This window comes from Pedobacter miscanthi (genome assembly GCF_003315595.1).
GTDB classification, from domain to species: Bacteria; Bacteroidota; Bacteroidia; order Sphingobacteriales; family Sphingobacteriaceae; genus Pedobacter; species Pedobacter miscanthi.
The window spans coordinates 1-16,772 of the sequence record NZ_QNQU01000005.1 but is presented as its reverse complement, the minus strand read 5'-3'; the positions used below and the strand labels follow the sequence as shown (position 1 = coordinate 16,772).

General features: G+C 45.3%; 21 protein-coding genes. 11 read left to right on the top strand and 10 right to left on the bottom strand.

Features of this window, described 5'->3' with window-relative positions; genetic code table 11:
- Nucleotides 1-145 precede the first annotated feature (145 nt).
- Nucleotides 146-1,477 (bottom strand): TIGR00341 family protein, encoded by a 1,332-nt coding sequence (locus tag DRW42_RS06895; protein ID WP_113948105.1) that lies wholly within the window; start codon nt 1,475-1,477, stop codon nt 146-148.
- A 4-nt stretch (nt 1,478-1,481) separates the two neighbouring features.
- Entirely contained in the window at nt 1,482-2,816 is a 1,335-nt protein-coding gene (gene nhaA, locus DRW42_RS06890) for a Na+/H+ antiporter NhaA (protein ID WP_113948104.1), read from the bottom strand.
- Nucleotides 2,817-3,210: 394 nt separating this feature from the next.
- On the opposite strand from nhaA, the gene DRW42_RS06885 reads away from it, so the two are divergent.
- Nucleotides 3,211-3,429: a hypothetical protein gene (locus DRW42_RS06885; protein WP_113948103.1), complete on the top strand. Its 219-nt coding sequence runs from the start codon at nt 3,211-3,213 to the stop codon at nt 3,427-3,429.
- A 163-nt stretch (nt 3,430-3,592) separates the two neighbouring features.
- Nucleotides 3,593-3,856, top strand: a complete 264-nt coding sequence (locus tag DRW42_RS06880) for a hypothetical protein (protein WP_113948102.1) — start codon at nt 3,593-3,595, stop codon at nt 3,854-3,856.
- Nucleotides 3,857-3,990: 134 nt separating this feature from the next.
- Here DRW42_RS06880 and DRW42_RS06875 read toward each other — a convergent pair whose 3' ends face one another.
- The 4 genes from DRW42_RS06875 to DRW42_RS06860 all read right to left on the bottom strand — a co-directional run bounded on the left by DRW42_RS06875 (nt 3,991) and on the right by DRW42_RS06860 (nt 6,659).
- Entirely contained in the window at nt 3,991-4,518 is a 528-nt protein-coding gene (locus DRW42_RS06875) for a DUF892 family protein (protein WP_113948101.1), read from the bottom strand.
- 17 nt (nt 4,519-4,535) lie between these two features.
- A complete protein-coding gene (locus tag DRW42_RS06870; RefSeq protein WP_113948100.1) occupies nt 4,536-4,898 on the bottom strand; it encodes a response regulator in 363 nt (120 codons plus the stop codon).
- Between the two features lie 59 nt (nt 4,899-4,957).
- The gene (locus DRW42_RS06865) at nt 4,958-5,791 is read right to left on the bottom strand and encodes a PAS domain S-box protein (protein WP_113948099.1); all 834 of its coding nucleotides are present in this window, start codon (nt 5,789-5,791) and stop codon (nt 4,958-4,960) included.
- Between the two features lie 496 nt (nt 5,792-6,287).
- The gene (locus tag DRW42_RS06860; protein ID WP_113948098.1) at nt 6,288-6,659 is read right to left on the bottom strand and encodes a response regulator; all 372 of its coding nucleotides are present in this window, start codon (nt 6,657-6,659) and stop codon (nt 6,288-6,290) included.
- A 242-nt stretch (nt 6,660-6,901) separates the two neighbouring features.
- Here DRW42_RS06860 and DRW42_RS06855 point away from each other — a divergent pair, with 242 nt between their 5' ends.
- Both DRW42_RS06855 and DRW42_RS06850 read left to right on the top strand, forming a co-directional pair.
- Nucleotides 6,902-7,201: a hypothetical protein gene (locus DRW42_RS06855; RefSeq protein WP_113948097.1), complete on the top strand. Its 300-nt coding sequence runs from the start codon at nt 6,902-6,904 to the stop codon at nt 7,199-7,201.
- 56 nt (nt 7,202-7,257) lie between these two features.
- On the top strand, nt 7,258-7,605 hold the full coding sequence (locus DRW42_RS06850; protein ID WP_113948096.1) for a hypothetical protein: 348 nt from the start codon (nt 7,258-7,260) through the stop codon (nt 7,603-7,605).
- Nucleotides 7,606-7,776: 171 nt separating this feature from the next.
- On the opposite strand, the gene DRW42_RS06845 is transcribed toward DRW42_RS06850, so the two are convergent.
- A complete protein-coding gene (locus tag DRW42_RS06845) occupies nt 7,777-8,244 on the bottom strand; it encodes a nuclear transport factor 2 family protein (protein WP_147243685.1) in 468 nt (155 codons plus the stop codon).
- Nucleotides 8,245-8,466: 222 nt separating this feature from the next.
- On the opposite strand from DRW42_RS06845, the gene DRW42_RS29215 reads away from it, so the two are divergent.
- The 3 genes from DRW42_RS29215 (at nt 8,467) to DRW42_RS06830 (ending at nt 12,248) form a co-directional block, all read left to right on the top strand.
- On the top strand, nt 8,467-9,600 hold the full coding sequence (locus tag DRW42_RS29215) for a sensor histidine kinase (protein ID WP_244215218.1): 1,134 nt from the start codon (nt 8,467-8,469) through the stop codon (nt 9,598-9,600).
- Entirely contained in the window at nt 9,575-10,315 is a 741-nt protein-coding gene (locus tag DRW42_RS06835; RefSeq protein ID WP_113948094.1) for a LytR/AlgR family response regulator transcription factor, read from the top strand. The genes DRW42_RS29215 and DRW42_RS06835 overlap by 26 nt, the downstream gene beginning before the upstream one ends.
- A gap of 199 nt (nt 10,316-10,514) precedes the next feature.
- Nucleotides 10,515-12,248, top strand: coding sequence for a UvrD-helicase domain-containing protein (locus DRW42_RS06830; protein ID WP_113948093.1), 1,734 nt, complete (start codon nt 10,515-10,517; stop codon nt 12,246-12,248).
- A 31-nt stretch (nt 12,249-12,279) separates the two neighbouring features.
- Here the strand turns inward: DRW42_RS06830 and DRW42_RS06825 are convergent, their stop codons facing one another.
- Nucleotides 12,280-12,558, bottom strand: a complete 279-nt coding sequence (locus DRW42_RS06825) for a MerR family transcriptional regulator (protein WP_113948092.1) — start codon at nt 12,556-12,558, stop codon at nt 12,280-12,282.
- Nucleotides 12,559-13,067: 509 nt separating this feature from the next.
- Between DRW42_RS06825 and DRW42_RS06820 the strand changes: the two genes are divergently transcribed.
- Nucleotides 13,068-14,213, top strand: coding sequence for a hypothetical protein (locus DRW42_RS06820; protein WP_113948091.1), 1,146 nt, complete (start codon nt 13,068-13,070; stop codon nt 14,211-14,213).
- Here DRW42_RS06820 and DRW42_RS06815 read toward each other — a convergent pair.
- Nucleotides 14,210-14,440 carry a hypothetical protein gene (locus DRW42_RS06815; RefSeq protein ID WP_113948090.1) on the bottom strand — a complete coding sequence of 77 codons (231 nt, stop codon included), beginning with the start codon at nt 14,438-14,440 and terminating at the stop codon, nt 14,210-14,212. The two genes, DRW42_RS06820 and DRW42_RS06815, sit on opposite strands and share 4 nt — an antisense overlap.
- A 322-nt stretch (nt 14,441-14,762) precedes the next feature.
- On the opposite strand from DRW42_RS06815, the gene DRW42_RS06810 reads away from it, so the two are divergent.
- From DRW42_RS06810 to DRW42_RS06800, 3 genes are all read left to right on the top strand, one after another.
- Nucleotides 14,763-15,338, top strand: coding sequence for a Crp/Fnr family transcriptional regulator (locus DRW42_RS06810; protein ID WP_113948089.1), 576 nt, complete (start codon nt 14,763-14,765; stop codon nt 15,336-15,338).
- A 142-nt stretch (nt 15,339-15,480) separates the two neighbouring features.
- Nucleotides 15,481-15,936, top strand: a complete 456-nt coding sequence (locus DRW42_RS06805; protein ID WP_113948088.1) for a MauE/DoxX family redox-associated membrane protein — start codon at nt 15,481-15,483, stop codon at nt 15,934-15,936.
- A gap of 100 nt (nt 15,937-16,036) precedes the next feature.
- A complete protein-coding gene (locus tag DRW42_RS06800; RefSeq protein ID WP_113948087.1) occupies nt 16,037-16,357 on the top strand; it encodes a hypothetical protein in 321 nt (106 codons plus the stop codon).
- A 70-nt stretch (nt 16,358-16,427) separates the two neighbouring features.
- Here the strand turns inward: DRW42_RS06800 and DRW42_RS06795 are convergent.
- Nucleotides 16,428-16,772, bottom strand: a 345-nt coding sequence (locus DRW42_RS06795; protein WP_113948086.1) for a RagB/SusD family nutrient uptake outer membrane protein, incomplete at its 5' end; no start/stop codon positions are given.

The window sequence follows — 16,772 nt, the reverse complement described above, 5'->3', positions numbered from 1 at the left end:
TATTTGTCTTTATCCGCCACTCCACAAAATCTTTCCCCCATGATATGGCCAGTTATTAGCCTATTGATAATATTTGCTGGCTAAGCAAAACCTCCAGCTTAAACCAGGACAAATATCCGACCATCAGAACTTAAGAAACTTTCCTTTATTCCAGAACGACTTTAAGCTTATCTGACCGAAGCCTCGCCTTGAGCCATTTCTCCACCCTGTTTTTTTCCGCATCCGGCATTTTCCCGGAGAGGGTTGCGGTAAACTGAAGGACCGTATCGGTTTTAAGGGTATCGGTATTGATGAATACCGTACTGGCCACACTGTAGCTTTTAATTACCGGAAACAAACTTTTGATCTCTTCTCGGATTTCCGGGATTTTAACTTCCTTTTTGTTTTCAGATACATTTTTTTTTGCAAGGGAATCACGGCTGAATACATCCTCCATAATACTGGCCTTAATCTGCGAAAAATCCACATTTGCCCTGGCATCAAGACCCTGGCGGATAATGAGCTGAGTGCCTTTGAGTTTATATGACGCCAGTTTTGATCGGATGCTGTCGATGGCAGGCTTGGAAAGTTCCGCCCCAATTAAAAGTAAATCAATTTCGCTTGAATTCCTGGAATACTTAAAACTCTTATTGACCACCTGGGTATTGCTAAAGCTAAACTCCTCGCGAATAAATTTCTGGGCACTGTTTTCAAAAATACTTTTCTGCACAATGCCATAAGCGAGGTAAATGCTTGGAATAATGGTTACCAGAACAGTGATCAGGATATACCTTGACACTTTTTTTTCCGTATTTCTATCCTCAAAATACTTTTTATTAAATTTCAGAAAACGGACAATCAGGTAGGTAGAAATGCAGATGAATAAACTGTTGATGAAAAACAGGTAAATTGCCCCGGCAAAAAAAAGCAGGTTGCCCGAGGCTAATCCAAACCCCGCAGTACACAGCGGCGGCATCAATGCAGTTGCGATAGCCACCCCGGGAATCACGTTGCTTTTTTCCTTTCTCGTCACCGCTATTGCCCCGGCCAGGCCACCAACAAAGGCGATGAATACATCCCATATCGACGGGGTTGTCCTGGCCAGTAGTTCACTCTGCGCATCATGCAGCGGCGTGATATAAAAGTAGAGTGTTGAGGTGGCGATACTAATCAGGGCCGCGATGAGCAGGTTCCTTCCGCCCTGCCGTACCAGCGCAAGGTCATTGATCCCTATGCCCAGTCCGATACCAATAATCGGCCCCATGAGCGGCGAGATGAGCATTGCCCCGATGATCACCGCCGTCGAATTTACGTTCAGACCTATCGAGGCAATGAATATTGCAAAAATAAGTGTCCAAAGGCTCGACCCGACAAAAACCGTATTGGCCTTTATCGCCCTCACCACCTCTTCTTCATTGGCCTTATCCAAGTGCAGGTTAAACCTGCGCTGGAAAAACAGCCTGATATACCCACCCAGTCCTGATTGATGTTCTGTCATACCACTATTTTTTTGATTTAGTTGGATCTGATGCAGTTCCTTTTAATACCACCGTGCCCAATAAGCCTGCCAAAACAGAGGCAATCAGTATCCCATACTTGGCCTGCTCCACGTATTGCGGGTCTGAAAAGGCCAGGCCGCTGATAAAAAGGGACATGGTAAAGCCAATTCCGGCAAGCAGCGCAACCCCGATCATGTGTTTCCAGCGTCCCCCCTCAGGCAATCTGGCAATACCCAGCTTAACCATCACAAAACAAAACAGCAGTATGCCTGAAAACTTGCCCACTACCAGGCCTGCCGTCACCCCAATCGAGACCGGGTTGAGTACCGCTGAAAAAAAATCCGCACCAATGATGATCCCCGAATTGGCCAGTGCAAAAAGCGGCATAACCAGAAAAGCCACATAGGGATGCAGCGCATGCTCAATCTTCTGGAGCGGCGTTTCCGCAGCCAAGCTGAGGTGTTTCACCTGTTGTATGGTACGGTGCTGATCTGGCGTGGTTAAAGTGCTGTTGCTGGGAATCTCCCGGTCAAAATCATCAGTGAGTTTACGCAGGCTGTTAGAATAAACCTCTTCATCAATTTTAGTCCTTGCCGGAATGGTAAAGGCGACCAACACCCCGGCCAGGGTGGCGTGAACACCTGAGAGTAAGAAACCGATCCATACCGCAATACCTAAAATGAGGTAAAACGCACTGCTTCTGATGCCCATCGCATTACCGATCACCAGCACCAGCAAAAAAATCCCTGCAATGCCAAGCGCCATAAAGTTGACCTGCCCGGTATAAAAAAAAGCGATCACCAGCACCGCACCAAGGTCATCTGCTACTGCCAGAGCCGATAAAAAAACCTTGATGCTGCCCGGAATGTGTTTTCCGGCCATAGACAGCAGCGCCAGTGCAAAGGCAATATCAGTGGCCATCGGAATCCCCCAGCCATGTGATGCACCGGTATTGCGGTTCAATATGTAGTAGATGGCAGCGGGCACGATCATTCCGCCCAGCGCAGCGGTCATGGGCAACATCGCCTTGGAAAAAGTGGAGAGTTCTCCCTCCATAAATTCACGCTTGAGTTCAAGGCCAATAACAAAAAAGAAAAGTGCCATCAGGCCATCATTTATCCATATATGCAGCGGCTTATCTAAAAGGTGCTCCCCCAGACCGACCATAAAATGGGTTTCCCATAAATGATGATAGGATTCGCCCCAAGCTGAATTTGCCCAAATGATCGCAAAGACAACACTGATGAGCAAAACGATCCCGCTGGTATATTCCAGGTGAACAAAACGACTAACCGGTGCAATTATCTTTTCTATCGGGCTTTTTGGCAGGGCATTCATCAATTAACTTTATTTAAATTTTCGCAAGCTGCTAAAATAGCTTTTTAGCCTGATTAACCCTATTGAAAAATCCATAAATCGTCTCGTTAGATGCAAGCAGACAGCCGTAAAATTTAACTAAATATTCCTTTTAAAGTATCAATATCGGTCGTTAATGGGTTGATCTGCATCAACATCCCCGCTCGGGGTTTTGCGAACCTGTAATATAGGAATTATAAATGCCAAGCACACATAAGCTTCTTATAACCGTTCATATTGAAAATTAGCACCCCATAATGGAAGACCTTAAGCCGGGCGAGCATCCAGCTAAAAAAAATAAACACCTGATATTTAGACAGATAAACACAATCAATCTTATCGGAATGATTTTGGCTTCGTACATAAAAAAAATAACATGAAACGATCTTATAGTTTTGAAAAGAAAAAGGTGACCACTGGTAGCGCTAAAATTAAACCGTTCCATCTTTTAGTGCTCTTCTATGCTACTATTGTACTGCTTGGTATCCCCATCCGCTTATTACAAGTCGATGCGCTGACCGTAATATCCGCTTTACTTTCCCTAATTGTAGTAATCGTGGGATATGCCTTTTATTCGGGCAAAAAAAAACGGTAAAGAGCCGCAGATTAAAAAACAAATAGGCCCGGGCGGCTCATATCATCCAAGCTAAAAAAATTAGCTGCCAGCAAACAGAATGATCGATACAGGAGTAACAACTCAAACACCAAAAACCAAAACAGGTCGGCAGTTAAGTGTCAGGCCTTAGTTAAAAACCAAAATGGAAATTGCCGATGATAGCAACGATGGAAAAACCCTGAGCAGGATTATCCAGGAATATGCAGACCTTTGGGCGGACGTAATGCTGGATAAAAACCTGATGAAAGCGCTAGAGAAAATCAATAAGGACATCAATGACCTGGACCGATTGATCGTACGAAGGGGCACGCAGGGACTAGATACGGTTATCTATAGTAAAATTGCCAATCAGCTATTGGTGATGGAAGAAATCATCAGGGAAAAAGTTAATCATCCCGGCCTTTAATCATCATCCGGCAGGCTACGATCATAGAAATCACGCGCTGAAATGTAAAAAAACCTTCCCGCCCCGATCATTGAAAAAACATTGATTTTAATTTTCACCATCCGCCAGCTAAAAATCTTCAATATCACATTACACTAGTTGGTCATATACTTAGAAGAAACCAGCAGCAGCAGGATCCGGTCTGCTTTAGCCTCCTCATAGTTTTCCTTCAGCAACTGGCTGATATGTTTATTCTTCAGCTTGACCGCTGCCATCTGCAAGACCTGGAAAGAAGCCATTTCAACGCTCTCGATATTCTGCAGGTAAAAAATGATAGAAAGGTCACGAAGTTCAGGCTCACCGATCTGCTCATTTATCGCTTCAAAAGCATCCTGGATAAGACCCGTTAACCCGTGGATACTTCCCCCGGATACTTCAGCGTCCAGCAGGGAATACATAAGCTCCATTCTCGCGATCTGTTTTTCAACATCAGCAACAGTCTCCGCAATAGCGTTCCTTAGGTCTGCAAACCCTGCTTCGCCCGCAAGACCGGGTAGCCTGGAAACCAGGTGCAGCTTGGCACCATAAATACGGTCAAGATGCTTAATAAAAAAAACTTTTAATCTTTCGGACCCCAGGTTTATCTTTTTCCAGGAACGGGATTTTTCAGGCTTTTCGGACATCGTGGAACATTATGCCGCTAAGGTATAAAATGTTTCACTTTTTCAAGAAGTTTATTGATGTCAAAGGGTTTGTTGAGGTACCCGTTCGCCCCGCATAAACCAGCCCGCTGACGCACATCGGCCTCGGCAGAAAACAGCAGTACCGGAATAGCCGAGAGTTCCAGCTCCTGTTTAATCTCCGCACAGATTTCATCCCCGGTCTTGGAAAACCCGTTAATCCTGACATCAAGCAGGATCAAATCCGGGCTGATCAGCTTAACCTGGTCTGCAGTAGTGCCTGTATTCTTCAAAGTAACCTCATACCCTTCCTCCCCAAAGATGATATCCAGAATATTAAGGATGTCCTGATCATCATCGATTACCAATATACGCTTAGCCATTTATCCTGTTTATAAAAATATGAAATACTGTTAAATTTTGTGAAGAGTATTACCAGCCGCTACAGCAGCTCGGCTACATGTATCCCATACACCTCATAAAAGAGGCGGTTGAAATGCCCCCTGGAACTATAGCCAGCAATGTTTGAAATCTCTTTTACAGTGCGGTACTTGCCCGAACCGATCGCTTCCCAGGCCAACTGCAGACGAATTACCCTGACCAGCTTATTTGGGGTAATCCCCAGTATTCCGTGCACCCTGCGGAATAATTGCCGCTGGCTGATCGCAAGTCCATCGCTGATCAATTCCAGGTTAAGGTCTGCTTTACCGGCATGCTCACGGACGATCTTTTCAAAACTGTCCAGCCAGAGCTGGTCCGACTGGGAAGGCTCATCAGCTTTTCTCTGGTCGTCATCCGACTTTAATGCAGCAAAAGTCCTGTCCACACCCGACTTTTCCTGTCTGAACCTGGATTGATGGTCATCATTGATCATCCCCAGAATTGAAGATATCCGTTCATACTCTTCAAGCTGCTTGCGGTAGGTAATATCCTTTGCAATAGCAAAGACCAGACTATCCTTCTGGATCGGCACCGAAGTCCAGCTCAGCCAAACCACCGCACCACTCTTTGTCAAATACCTGTTCTCAAAATTAAATAACGAGCGGCCCTGTAACAACGCCGTCCTTTTTTCAGCAGTCCTGTCCCGGTTATCGGGATGGATAAAATCACTGATCGGGGATGCAAACAACTCCGCTTGGGAATAACCAAGCACCCTGCATACAGCGGGATTGACCTTCTGGAAATATCCATCAAAGCCAGCGATGCACAACAGGTCCGGCACAACCTCAAAAAAATACTCCAGGTCAAAAACCTGCTGAGATTTCAACTTGACCATTTCCCATCCTGATTCATATCCCTGTGCGTAAAATTATTGTTGATTGCTGACATCATTGAAATACAAATCTTGCCCAAATTGTTTTGACTTTCATACTAACGCATTGATTATGTCAGTTTTGGGCACACATTCGGCAATTCTGTGACTATTTACCCCGGGATTAATTGAAAACCCAATGCCACGCCATCACATTTTCTCCATTGACACTACGCTGAGGATATATTAATCAACCATTAAACCGAGCGATCACGTAATTCCTGAGACCTGAAATCCCCCAACATCTATTGTGCCCTCATAAGGATTTGACCCAAGCCTACATACTTAAGGAAGTTAGCGACCGCAGGAGTATATGGGACTATTGTGATTTGATTTATAAACTGCACTTTCTGTGTCGCTGCCAGCAGGCTATACCTTAGCACATTGGAACCCGGTATATCATTTTGCTTCAAAGGCATTTCTAAAAACAGATCGAAAACAGAATACTTAAAGCAACAATCTAAACGCCCCCTGCCTTCAGGCACTGATTGATCGTGTGCAGCAGGGCGCTATTGTCATAAGGCTTTCCAATAATGGCATCTGCCTGGCAATCGATAAGGGCGATCTCATCATAACTCAAACCCGTCAGGAGTATAATAGGAATATGCGAGGCCGCGTCTTGAGCTTTCAGCTGGTCACAAATGATCCTTCCGTCATCACCATCCAGGCGGATATCCATCAGAATCAGGTCAGGCCTAAATTCCTCAACAGCAGGCCCAACCTCCTGCGCCTTGCCAACCGCCAATGTTTGAAAATGTTCATGGGTCAAAAAATTATCCAACGCAGCGCGCAAAAGCACATCATCCTCAACTACCAGTATTTTTTTTTCCATGATCAACAGCCTCACCAAACAAGTATGGCGATACTCAAATCTACAAATCTTTTCCGGGCACTCCAAAAATCCGTTAGTTCGATAAAACGATCCTTCTCCTGAATAAAGTTCAACACTAGCAGGAATATATAACAAACTTGTCACATGCAAAGGCAATTAAGCCGAAAATAAAACCACAATTTTGATATACATCATTGAAGTATATCCATACAATCTGTGTAAAGATTTAACCAATAAAAGTTATGAGACAAAATGTTTTTCACCAAGCCTTGCGCACGCAGGTACTAACTGCATCCGGGATTGAATCAATCAGCTTGGAAAATTGCAGGGATATTTCCATTCAGATTTTCAATAAGGATAAAAATTACCTTTCCCAGAAGACCTTGCAAAAATTTTTCGGCCTGATCCCCCAATCCGCTGATCCATCACCATTCCTACTCGATAGCATGGCCGGGTTTATCGGTAAGATCAGTTGGGATCAATTCCAAAAAGAGTTTAATGGGTATCGTATATCCGGCATTTCAGTGACATCCCTTGACTAAACCACATTATTAGCTATCCTACTTAGAAAAATATAGCCAAAGAAAAGCGAATCCCAATGCAGTATCCCCAAAAGAATATAACAGAAGCGAAAAACCAGCAAGATGACCATCCATTTGATAACGATGAAAAGAATTTATCCAATACCATTACTGCCCGCTACCCGGAAAACGGTACTTTGGAGAGAAAAAATCCCTCCAACCGAAGCCGGAAAACTTCAGCCGAAAAACAGCTTCCAAAACGCTGTACAGCTGAGGAGCTGGATAAGATCAGGATTGGCGACCATATCCTCACCGCAGATGGAACTAAAGGAGTTATAGCGGATATCGAAGTGAAGAAGAAGAACTCCGAAAAGCATTATTATTTCAGACTTCAGCACGGCAAAACGCTGCTCTATATCATATAAACGCTCGCCCCCCACTAAAATCCAGCGTAGGCTCACCCCTCTATACTCATACGAGGTGTTTTGCCGTGATCGATAGCTACCTTAAATCCAGGCCGTGTAAAGCAAATTAAGCTCAAATTCCCGGATAAACAGCGGATTTAAAGGAAACATGGCTTATTTCCTTTCTTGGCTTTAAGGTTTGCTGATCGCGCCAATGGGAAAGATCAGCTCATCTACCTGGGTTCCCTGACCGGCAACACGGCACCAGTTGCCTGAGCGTTTGTGATACACCTCAAGGCGGCGAACCCTGATATTCATATCGCGGCCATCAACAAGGATATTAACTTCAATCAGCAGGTTAACTACCGCTAAGCTCCCTTCATAAATACGGATAAACTCCTGCCCCGCTACCGGCCTGACCGACTTAAATACCAGTTTCTCTTTTTGCTGTGCTGCTAACCACTGCTGCCGGGAAAAAGAAATATCCCCCTTGGGGCCTACCGCTATCATATCGTTACAGTCCACCAAAACCCCTGGCCGCTGGTTTCGCAACAGTGCCCTGATTTCCGCCCGCTCTTTAGGGTAACTGGTGGTATCAATCTGAGCAGATACACCAAGCGAGATTAATGATAAAAGAATAAGTAACAGAGGTGTTTTCATAGCTTTGTTTTTGCCAAATATAAAGGCACTGAACAAATGTGCGCCGCAAAATAGACCAGACAGGCCCTGCCGAAAACAGACAATAGCCCCAGTACTACCAAATCGATTCATCGACGATGAAACGATTTGGTAGATCACATTTTAGGTTTAGTCGAATAAGTAAGGGCCGGTAGTGTTCAGCAAAAATTGATTTGTATCTTAGCTCAACATCAAAAGCACCGAATGCAAAAGTTACCATTCATTTACTCCAGCGAAAGGGCATGGCGTCTTAGCCGGCACTTTGCCTTTTGGTCACTCTGGTTTATTTTCCAATTGTTGCTATACTCCTTTTCGCCTTCGCCAGTACTGCAAAACCAACCTTTCCTTCATCGCATCCTCATCACCCTGCCAGAGGCCGTGATTTATATGGTTCCGAGTATATTTTTAGCATACAGCTTGATGTACCTGGTCATTCCGGGACTAGTGCTACCGGGTCATTATCTTTTGGCAGCCATTAGCTCGCTTTTTCTCCTGCTGCTCACAGCGGGATTATCAGCTGGCTTATCAATGACAGCTGTTGATTACCTTCGGCATAGAAATGCTTCAGGATTCTCCCCGAGAATTGCTGCTGAAGAACATCCCGCTCTTTATATACAGCTGGGCATTGCGATGCTTGCCGGCCTGCGCGGTAGTATCACAGTCGGAGGTACAGCTGCTGCCATTAAACTAATGAAATGCGTTTATCAGAAGCAGGAAACGGCACTGCTGCTCGCAAAAGAGAAACTCAACGCAGAACTTCAAATGTTGAAAGCACAGTTGCATCCCCACTTCCTATTCAATACACTGAATAATATTTATTCCCTCACCCAGGATGTCCCTGGAAAAGCCTCAGCAATGGTCATGGGCCTATCTCAGTTGCTCCGTTATATTTTGTATGAGTGCAACAGGCCCCTGGTCCCCTTGGAGAAAGAGCTCAAAATGGCCGGCGATTACCTCAGGCTGGAAGCGATGCGTTATGATGAAAAACTGGATATATCCCTCCAGTTCCCAAATGTAAGCGGATACCTGATTGCCCCTTTGATGCTGTTGCCCTTTATTGAAAATGCATTTAAGCACGGGGCAAGCCAGATGACAGAACAACCGTGGATAAGCCTGGGCATAACGATGGAAAGTGGTCTGTTTTCCATGAAGCTGATTAACGGGAAACCACAAGAGGCTGAAACCACAACCTGGGGTATCGGGATAGAAAACGTCCGCAAAAGACTAGCGCTTATCTATCCAGAGCAGCATACACTGGAGATCAGCGACTTGCAGGAAATATACATTGTTAACCTCAAAATTAAACTTAGCCATGACCGGGACCAACAAAAAATATAATTGTTTGATTGTTGATGACGAACCCCCGGCAAGGGAAGTCCTGCAGCGCTATATCAGCCGGGTTCCGATGCTGCATATGGAAGCAGCATGCGGTAATGCCATACAGGCGGCTATGATACTCAAGCAGCAAGATATAGATATTCTCTTTCTGGACATCCAAATGCCACAGCTGAGTGGACTGGAGCTCATAGGTACCCTGCTGAACCCGCCAAAAATCATCCTGACCACAGCCTTCGAACAATATGCCATAAAAGCATTTGAATTAGGTGTCTCCGACTATCTTTTAAAACCAATCCAGTTTGAGCGGTTTTTAAAAGCAGTCATGAAAGTTTTACCTGAACAGCATCCAAAGCCACAGTCCAATCCCCTTTCCAGTGTCGGTCTTAATACACCATTCCTATATTTTCGCGCTGAGCGCAAAATGGTCAAAGTCCAGCTGGATGAAATCGAATACATAGAGAGCCTTAAAGATTATGTTAAGATACACACCACAAAGGGTACAGTGATCACAAAATATGCAATGGCTTCACTCGAAGCCATGCTTTCCACGACTACTTTCATCCGAGTGCACCGGTCCTACCTTGTGGCAATCAGCAGGATCGATTCCTACACACCAGAGGATATTTATATCGCCAGTAAGGTAATACCTATTGGTAAAAAATATCAAATGAAAGTAATCGACTCCTTATCAAATACCAATACTGATTACCCCTAACATATTCCCTCTTTAAACCCGGTTACTAAAACAGGCCTGATAAACAGCACCGACAGCACCATTTCACATTTTCAAAGCATCCCGATAAGGCTAACCCAGGCATTGCAATACCCCTAAATGCCGGATATTTTGCCAATAAATCCCCTAAAATGCGTATCCTTGCAGCATAATACCGTTAAAGAAAATTACCCTTTGAGCAATGGAACTGACCAGGCAGCAGAAAGATATCATCAACTCCAGTGGTAATATAAAAATAAACGCAGTAGCAGGTTCAGGCAAGACCAGCACCATCATTGAATACGCCGCCAACAGGCCAAAAGGCAGCCGGATTTTGTACCTTGCTTTTAACAAAGCGGTAAAAACCGAAGCCGCAGAAAAATTCCGCAGCAGGGGATTACCAAACGTAACTGTAGAAACTGCACACTCGCTGGCTTTTGCGCAGGTGGTGATGAGAAGTAAATACCAGGTGAAAACCAGGGATTACACAATCGATGAAATCATCAGTATCCTCCAGCTGCAAGGCACAGGAGTGCAGCACAGCCAGCTCCTGATTGCCGGCCACATCCTTAAACTCACCTCCTATTTCTGTAATAGCGATCAGCCCAAAGTCCAGAATTTAGACTACATATCTCTCCTGAGGGATGATGAGGCAAAACAATTTGTCAGCAGCAATTACGACTACATCAATACCAAGACCAGGACCTTGCTTGGAAAAATGGATAAAGGCGAAATTGAAATCACCCATGACTTTTATTTAAAAAAGTTCCAGCTCCGGCAGCCACAGCTCGGCTTTGACTACATCCTCTTTGACGAGGCGCAGGATGCCTCCCCTGCCATGCTCGACATCTTTTTAACCCAAAAGGCAACCAAAGTCATGGTCGGTGATACCCATCAACAGATTTACCGCTGGCGCTACGCGGTCAATTCCCTGGAAAAAGTAAACTTCAAAACCTACCACCTCTCCACAAGTTTCCGCTTCGGACAGGACATCGCTAACCTTGCCATGGAAACCCTCAGGCTGAAAAACCTGCTCGAACCCCATCCCCCCATGACCATACTGGGCAAAGGCAGGGAAACAAAAATCAAAACCAACGCCGTAATCGCCCGAACAAACCTTGGCCTGCTCACCAAAGCCATAGAATATGTCACCGAGCGGAAAAACATCAAACATATCTATTTTGAGGGCAATATCAACTCCTACACCTATGCCGATGAAGGCGCATCGCTATACGATATCCTAAACCTATACAATGCAAACCATGATGAGATCCGCGACCCGGTGATCAGATCGATGCGCGATATGGAGGATTTGGAAACCTATATCCAGCAGACTGCCGACTCAGGCCTATCGATGATGAGCGAACTGGTCCGCCTGTACGGCAACCGCATTCCCGGCATGATCAAAGCCATCAAAGAAAAACACGTCAGACAAGAAGAAAAAGCAAAGGCAGAAATCATTTTTTCCACCGTCCACCGCTGCAAGGGAATGGAATATGACGCGGTGCTCCTTGCCGATGATTTCGTGACCGAAGAAAAAATCAGAAGGCTCAGGGAAGACAAAAATGCCCGGCCCGCAGAGTTCGAGCGCATGAATGAAGAAATCAACCTCTTATACGTTGCCATCACCAGGGCCAAACAAGGCCTTTACCTGCCCGAGTCACTGGTCCCTAAACACTTTCCAGCCTCTGCCAAAATATACCTCATTGCAGCCCCAAAGCCGCCGCAGAAAAAGGACAGCAACACAAAAACCAACCTGCGTGAAAACCATACCCCTTTAGCAAACCAGTCCTGGACAGTAGCGCTCGACAATGAACTCACCATTATGTTTGCAGATGGTTACAGCCTCAGCGACCTCTCCCAGCATTTTGGCCGCTCGAAAACCGCCATCAGCATGAGAATCAAAAAACTAGGGCTCGAAGATCTGTATTACTGATTGAAGCGAAATAAGACTCCTTCACCCCTCATCAAACCCTGCCCCTTCGCTTACTCTCCTTAAATTCACTCAATAGCTGGCTTTTATAATACTTATCCCCTCCGGGCAGTTTCAGCGGCTTTAGCGCCCCTTCTTTAACCTTCCGTTTATAAGTACTCTCACTGATCCCCAGATAATCCTTCACCTCCTGCCTGTTCATTTGCGGATCCTCCTCAAAAGCAAGGTTACCATGGTATTTACTGTTATAAACCAGAACCAGTATCTGGTAAATCTTGGACAGCACATCCAAAAGCGCATCAATCTTATTCATCCTGATAGGTTTAATGTCAACACCGAAGCTTAATCCCTAAAGCGGAACACATGCCACCGGATCCACAACCTATTCAAAAACAAAACGTTACTATCCGGAACACCAAAAAAAGCATCTATTGCGGCAAATAAAAACAATTTACCAACACTTGTCAAGTTGCTATAGGGTTGCTGAAAACAGCAACCACCCAACTTTCAAATACCGGGAACTGACTGTGCAAACCCGGAAACATCAGCCGATAGCCCGCTGGCTTTGCAGCCAATACTTATCATACAGCACACTAACCATTTGATTTCATCACAATTCACGCCTACCAGCGATTACAAATGGCGCCAGATCCTCAGTCCATTGATCTGAAACATTCGCGAGGACGTTTAAAACCATCCATTTCCTCCAACTTAAAATATGAAGTAAAAAATCATTTCACCACGACAAACCTGCGTTTCACCAAGGTTATGCAATAAAAGAAATGGAAATATATAAGTTAACAATAACCAAAACCGCAAGAAATGAATGATGAGTTAATCAATTTCAGGCGCGAAATAGACGCAAGACTTGGTGAAACCGGTAAGGGAAAAATTGATCCCGCTAAAGTTAATGCCGCTCTGCAGGAAAAGTCAGCCGCTGCTATTGCTTCCCTCCAGCAACAGGTATCGGAAATGAAACCTGCTAAAGGCAGGCTTTACCTCAGGCACCATCAGCACGCGCTAAAACTGATCTTAGGGGATTTGGAAAAAGCCACCAGAAAGTCCCCACCGACCGAAAAGCAGAAAAACGATCTGTTAACGATTTGCATGGACAATACTGAGCTACTACTATCCGCTCTGGAGCGACATTTCCCTTATTACTTTGATTACGCTACCACGGCACATCAAAGCAGAGTCAACAGCTACCAGCTAAAATTCAAAGAAAAGTCAGATGAAGTCCTGTCATTACTGGCAAAACGAAATCTTCAACCAGACACCCTTAAAACATTCAGCCAGTTGCTATCATCGATACAGGATCATGAGCCTAATCCCTCCTATCAAAGCATCACCTACCTCGAAGATTTTTTCAAAGTGCTTATTGCCAGCTTAAACAATCCTGACGGGGCACTGGAGACATTGGATATTATCCTGACCCTGATCTCACTTAACTTTAACCATCCGGCTTTCTACCACTTCGCCTGCGTATATATCAACAGGGAAACTGAGAAATGTGAGAACATCACTGCTCAGTACCAGACACTGCATTTCCTGAAAAAACGGATCAGACAGGTCTTAAATGTTTCCCGGATGCCATACAACGAAAACCAGCCACAGATAGCCGATTCCCTTCAACGATACCTCGATGCAGAAATAGACTACCTTAAATCCATCGAGCTGACCGCCGAGGACCTCAGTTCGGGTGGCCTGCTTGAGAAAACCTTCAAGGTAACCTTCACCGTCAGGCAGCTTGCCCTATTCATCCACCTTCAGGTAGAAGCAGGGATCATTATCGCCCAGAGCCCAAAGGCGCTCCACCATTACGCCGCAAAACATTACAGCACAACTGAACAAACCACCATCTCTGCCAAAAGCTTTAAGAATGCCTACTACGGGAACACAGAAAGTGATCTTGAAAAAGTACTCGAAAAAATAGCCGGCATGCTGGCCATCGGAAAAGAAAAATATTAGCTGAGCAGATAAAGCAGGTCCTTGCGCTTTAAAAAATCAACAAACTCAAAATACCAGTGCTCCGAATAGTCATCCCTTTCATGCAGCAGCCTCTGGTTTTCATGAAGAATGTCCTGAAGGGTAAAGAAACCCATGAGTTTGCTCCTTAAGATAAAAGACTCCGATAATGGCAATTCGTTGATCGGAAGGTTCAAAAGAGATAAGTTATTTCCCTGAAATTGGTCCATAAAAAAAGCGCAGGTTAACCCGATATCCGCTTTAGAGGCACCGCGAAGAGCCCAGACACAAGATAAACAGGCACCTACGCTATAGCGTAGGCAACCATCTATTTTTTCCTGTGTCTTTCGAAAGTTCGCGGTTTTCTAAAACAGTAAAATAGCTATTGCTACAATATCAAATATGTTAAAATTTTTATTTCATGCCCAAATATAGCTCATTCCTAACATTTCTCCGCGGAAAACAAAAAAATAATAGGGTTGCTCATGGTTGCTCCCCCGGCAACTTGACAAGGCAGCAAAAGCGCATTTCTTTGCGCTAAAACAATTAAAAATGGAAACAAAAAATTACTTTCAGGCCCTCTCCCATATCGATAAAATACCCGTGGGGATGAGCGCTTACCTGATGCATTCGCTAAAGGAATACAGATTCAAAAGACAGGGAAAGATCCAGGCGGCAGATCCGCAGGCCATATTCCTTGCCTACCTGCAGCATGGTAGCGCAAGGCTTTACGCAGTAGACCGGGAAACCCACGAGCAACATACCGTTGATTTCTACCTGCCGGGCAATTTCCTTCCACTACCGGCCCCGGCCGGCCACAGCTTTCAGGCTGATCTGTATATCGAATTCCTGGAGGAAAGCACAGTACTTGCCCTCAGCGAAAAACATTTCCGCTACCTGCCCAAACTCTTTTCAGAATGTACACTGCTCTACCATAAAATGTACAGCAGCCACCTGCTCTCACAGATCAGCCGTATGATTGCCAGGGAAAACAGCAGCGCAGACGAACGTCTTATGCAACTCAGCACCAGCAGGCCTCACCTGTTCAATGTTGCATCCGTTAAGGACCTTGCTTCCTACCTGGGTATGCACCCCAATACTTTAAGTAAACTAAAGGGCAACCCGTAATAATCCCAAGCACTTATCAGCCCTATCCCAATAAAGATCCCCTCCAGGTTAGAAACTGGTTAAACCAAAAGTGCGCATTTTCTAATCCCCGTATTACCAGGCAAATGGCATACAAGCTGAGATTTACCAAAAAATAAAGCCGATGAAAATCTCCAAAAACAGCACGCTGATCCTATCACTGGTTTCCGGTATACTGATCCTGCTCTGGGTTTATACCTCCCTTTCAAAGCTTTCAGAAATTGAAGATTTTAAAAGACAGCTAAATAACCAGGTCTTTTCAAGGAAATTCACCCCCGTCCTGCTTTGGGCAATACCCGGAATCGAGATTACTGCGGCAGCGATGCTGCTCTTTAAAAAAACACTGAGGGCCGGCCTGATCCTTTCGGCAATCCTGATGGCCCTTTTTACAGGCTATATCGTCCTGGTGAGCATGAACATTTTCAACAGGGTCCCCTGCTCCTGTGGCGGGGTACTTAAAAATATGGGATGGAATTCCCACCTGATATTCAATACAGTCTTTCTGGCGATCTCTTTATTTGGCGTTTACAAGTCAAAAAAGGGATACCCGGACAATGATATGATCAATGGGAAAGCGTAACCCTTCCCGCAGCAAAATAACCAGGGCAGCATGCAGGTTACAGGAAAAGCATCAAGCCACCGGGCCGGGTTAAGGCCGAAAACATAAACTAATATCAAAAATGAAAAAATTTTTTAACCGTATCCACTTCGGTGCTGTAGCAGTACTGTTGGGAGCAACTTTAGTGATGACGCAAAGCGCGTTCAAACCCGCAAAAACAAACCGTGCCCATGAACAGTTCGGCAGGCTGTCAGGAGCCTGGGTAAAGCTGTCCAGCTTAGATCCGGAACAGTACGAGACTGGCTGTAACGCAGTGGCAAACCCGCCGATCTGTAAAGGATATTTCGATACAACGGTAAACCCGAGCCCTTCCCCATCGGATACCCCGTTGACCACCGAACCAATTGACTATGGAATATTCTACGCCAATCCGGTCCAATAAAAAAAGCCGGATCATCACCAGTTAACAGACGAAGCGTTGGCATCCAACGCTTCGTTTGTATTTACCAAAACTAATTCTGCTCCATCCCTGACCTGAGCACTTCTTCCTGCGGGATGGGAAAGACATAACGGGCATCACCCGGCGGCAGCGCATAAGCCGTTCCACCAACCGATCTGCTTAAGGTAACCCTGAAGCCCTCCTCCTGGTTCAAACGCCGGAGATCAGCAAGCCGCTGCCCCCTGAAAGGCATTTCCTTTCTCCGTTCTTCCAGTACAAGCCGCAAAGGATCAATGGCCGTCCCAACCGAATAAGGCACAAACAGCCCCGTCTTAAACCGGTTCACGAGCAAAGTGTTCAGGTCCGAAAGCCCTTCGCTCACCCTTCCCAGCCTGATCAGCGATTCCGCCCTGATCAG

Excerpts from the sequence above, each read along its gene's own strand:
- DRW42_RS06895 (WP_113948105.1), bottom strand. The coding sequence starts at position 1,477 with ATGACAGAACATCAATCAGGACTGGGTGGGTATATCAGGCTGTTTTTC.
- nhaA (WP_113948104.1), bottom strand. The coding sequence starts at position 2,816 with ATGAATGCCCTGCCAAAAAGCCCGATAGAAAAGATAATTGCACCGGTT.
- DRW42_RS06885 (WP_113948103.1), top strand. The coding sequence starts at position 3,211 with ATGAAACGATCTTATAGTTTTGAAAAGAAAAAGGTGACCACTGGTAGC.
- DRW42_RS06880 (WP_113948102.1), top strand. The coding sequence starts at position 3,593 with ATGGAAATTGCCGATGATAGCAACGATGGAAAAACCCTGAGCAGGATT.
- DRW42_RS06875 (WP_113948101.1), bottom strand. The coding sequence starts at position 4,518 with ATGTCCGAAAAGCCTGAAAAATCCCGTTCCTGGAAAAAGATAAACCTG.
- DRW42_RS06870 (WP_113948100.1), bottom strand. The coding sequence starts at position 4,898 with ATGGCTAAGCGTATATTGGTAATCGATGATGATCAGGACATCCTTAAT.
- DRW42_RS06865 (WP_113948099.1), bottom strand. The coding sequence starts at position 5,791 with ATGGTCAAGTTGAAATCTCAGCAGGTTTTTGACCTGGAGTATTTTTTT.
- DRW42_RS06860 (WP_113948098.1), bottom strand. The coding sequence starts at position 6,659 with ATGGAAAAAAAAATACTGGTAGTTGAGGATGATGTGCTTTTGCGCGCT.
- DRW42_RS06855 (WP_113948097.1), top strand. The coding sequence starts at position 6,902 with ATGAGACAAAATGTTTTTCACCAAGCCTTGCGCACGCAGGTACTAACT.
- DRW42_RS06850 (WP_113948096.1), top strand. The coding sequence starts at position 7,258 with ATGCAGTATCCCCAAAAGAATATAACAGAAGCGAAAAACCAGCAAGAT.
- DRW42_RS06845 (WP_147243685.1), bottom strand. The coding sequence starts at position 8,244 with ATGAAAACACCTCTGTTACTTATTCTTTTATCATTAATCTCGCTTGGT.
- DRW42_RS29215 (WP_244215218.1), top strand. The coding sequence starts at position 8,467 with ATGCAAAAGTTACCATTCATTTACTCCAGCGAAAGGGCATGGCGTCTT.
- DRW42_RS06835 (WP_113948094.1), top strand. The coding sequence starts at position 9,575 with ATGACCGGGACCAACAAAAAATATAATTGTTTGATTGTTGATGACGAA.
- DRW42_RS06830 (WP_113948093.1), top strand. The coding sequence starts at position 10,515 with ATGGAACTGACCAGGCAGCAGAAAGATATCATCAACTCCAGTGGTAAT.
- DRW42_RS06825 (WP_113948092.1), bottom strand. The coding sequence starts at position 12,558 with ATGAATAAGATTGATGCGCTTTTGGATGTGCTGTCCAAGATTTACCAG.
- DRW42_RS06820 (WP_113948091.1), top strand. The coding sequence starts at position 13,068 with ATGAATGATGAGTTAATCAATTTCAGGCGCGAAATAGACGCAAGACTT.
- DRW42_RS06815 (WP_113948090.1), bottom strand. The coding sequence starts at position 14,440 with ATGGACCAATTTCAGGGAAATAACTTATCTCTTTTGAACCTTCCGATC.
- DRW42_RS06810 (WP_113948089.1), top strand. The coding sequence starts at position 14,763 with ATGGAAACAAAAAATTACTTTCAGGCCCTCTCCCATATCGATAAAATA.
- DRW42_RS06805 (WP_113948088.1), top strand. The coding sequence starts at position 15,481 with ATGAAAATCTCCAAAAACAGCACGCTGATCCTATCACTGGTTTCCGGT.
- DRW42_RS06800 (WP_113948087.1), top strand. The coding sequence starts at position 16,037 with ATGAAAAAATTTTTTAACCGTATCCACTTCGGTGCTGTAGCAGTACTG.